The sequence below is a fragment of the Fischerella muscicola PCC 7414 genome (assembly GCF_000317205.1).
GTDB classification, from domain to species: Bacteria; Cyanobacteriota; Cyanobacteriia; order Cyanobacteriales; family Nostocaceae; genus Fischerella; species Fischerella muscicola.
In genome coordinates this window covers 1-2,206 of record NZ_AJLK01000192.1, presented here as the reverse complement: position 1 = coordinate 2,206, position 2,206 = coordinate 1, and the positions used below count along the sequence as shown (strand labels likewise).

Annotated in this window: 2 protein-coding genes; one reads left to right on the top strand and one right to left on the bottom strand. The window is 42.4% G+C overall.

What is annotated here, in order from left to right; genetic code table 11:
- Window positions 1–137: 137 nt before the first annotated feature.
- A complete protein-coding gene (locus tag UYI_RS0129840; RefSeq protein ID WP_016870351.1) occupies window positions 138–1,079 on the bottom strand; it encodes an alpha/beta fold hydrolase in 942 nt (313 codons plus the stop codon).
- Between the two features lie 134 nt (window positions 1,080–1,213).
- Here UYI_RS0129840 and UYI_RS0129835 point away from each other — a divergent pair, with 134 nt between their 5' ends.
- Entirely contained in the window at window positions 1,214–2,074 is an 861-nt protein-coding gene (locus UYI_RS0129835) for a shikimate dehydrogenase (protein WP_016870350.1), read from the top strand.
- Window positions 2,075–2,206: the final 132 nt, after the last annotated feature.

The following is a 2,206-nucleotide window of genomic DNA, read 5'->3' as shown; positions in this document are numbered from 1 at the left end:
CAATTACTCGTTAGGACTGTTAACAGTTAGTGGTTAATAACTAGTGCATTAATAGTAGGTTGGGTTAATGCAAGGAAACCCAACTTAATCTTGATCAAGTTGGGTCTCGTAAACTCGACCCAACCTACAAAATATAACTAACTACTAACTACAGAAAAAACCCATTCCCGCAGTAAGGAATTGACCTGTTCTGGTACTTCATCGTGGGGACAATGACCCGCCCGCAAGAAGTGTTCTGTCAATTGAGGATAGTATTGGCGGAATTTTTGCGAACGTTCTCTAGCGTTAATCCAAGGATCAGCTTCTCCCCATAATAGTAGTAAATGACAAGTTAATTGCTTGAGTAGCATATCAACTTTTTCCCCTTGGGGAGTTCTAAACACCGAGGAAAATACATCGAAAGCACCTTGATCATAAGCAGGGCGAGAAATTTCTTCTATCAATTGTTCTGTAACTGCGCTTTTGTCAAGATAAACTTTTTCTAGAGTTTGACGAATGACACTTTTTTGTCGGACGTATTGAAATAATAGAAACTGGGCAAAAGGTTGTTGAAAAATCCATTTGGCAACATCACCTAAGAGTTTCTGCAAATTATCTGGCTGTTGTGGTGGTTCTATTTGAGTTTGCAGTGCTTCTGGTTCAGCTGTATGCTCATTCTCATTAAACGGCCCGGCGCTGTTTAGTAATACTAAACCCGCTACTGCGTCAGAACGTTGGGCTGCAACACACAAGCTAGCATAACCACCTAGAGAATTACCTACTAGTACTGCTTTTTGACCTATGACTTCAGTGATAAAGTCATAGAGTTGGTCTCGCCATAGATCACCGCTATACTCCAATTTTGGCTTGGCTGAACGTCCGAATCCCAAAAGATCTATAGCCCAAACTTCAAAATCGTGACACAGTTGGGCAATGTTTTTGCGCCAGTGGTCAGTGGAAGCACCAAACCCATGCACTAACAGTAAAGGTGGATGTTGGGGTTGCGGTTTTCCTGCTTGTACATAGTAAATGTTGTGCCCTCGCCACTGCCAATATTTGCCAGGAATAGGGGTTGTAGAGAAGGCTGTTGTTGCCTGCATGATTCCAAAGAAATGTTAAGTATCCTCTAATAATTGTAGGCTTTAATTAATTGTTGATTGTTGGTAGTTGGTGGTTGTTTGGAACTAACTATCAACAAACAGCCAACAACATGTAACTGACAAAGGACAAAACATTGATTACAGGGAAAACCAAACTGCTAGGAGTTATCGGCTATCCAGTAGAACATTCGCTATCGCCAGTTATGCATAATGCTGCGATCGCGCAATTGGGAATAGATTATGTCTACCTGCCCTTTCCAATTAAACCAGAAGATTTACACACAGCTATTCAGGGTTTTGCAGCTATTGGTGTTGTAGGGTTTAGCGTCACAATTCCTCATAAACAGGCAATCATGCAGTTTTTGTCAGCGGTAGAACCCATCGCTCAAGCCGTAGGGGCAGTAAATACAGTTATCAATAAAAATAACAATTTCATAGGTACAAACACGGATATAGAAGGATTTCTTGCTCCTTTACAAACACATCAGCAAGATTGGAGTCAGAAAGTAGCAGTAATTTTAGGTAACGGTGGTGCTGCTAGGGCTGTAGTGGCAGGTTGTGCAAAGTTAGGATGTGCAGAAATTCATGTTGTGGGGCGAAATGTACACCGATTGAGAGATTTTTCTCAAAGCTGGGAAAATTCACCGCTACAAGTTAATCTCAATGTTCACAAATGGGATGAATTACCCAGATTAATCCCGCAAACGGATTTGCTAGTTAATACAACTCCCATTGGTATGTATCCTAAGGTGGATGAATCGCCCCTGAGTGCAGCAGAAATGGCAAATTTATCGCCGCAAGCGATCGCCTACGATTTAATTTATACTCCTAACCCAACAAAATTTTTACAACAGGCGCAACAAGTAGGTGCAACTGCCATAGATGGACTAGAAATGCTTGTCCAACAAGGCGCAGCAGCATTAAAAATCTGGTTGCAACGCCAAAGTGTGCCTGTAGATGTGATGCGTCAAGCTTTGCAAAAGCATTTGGGCTGAGGGGGTGACAACCGCAGTCAACTTGTGGCAGGGCAAGCCTTTCAGGTGACGGACGCCCTCAAAGATAAAAAGCAACAGCAAGATTTTTCTTCTGAGGGGGTGACAAGGGGGATGTAACTTAGGCTTGGCTTG

Coding starts and splice junctions, on each gene's coding strand:
- UYI_RS0129840 (WP_016870351.1), bottom strand. CDS start 1,079: ATGCAGGCAACAACAGCCTTCTCTACAACCCCTATTCCTGGCAAATAT.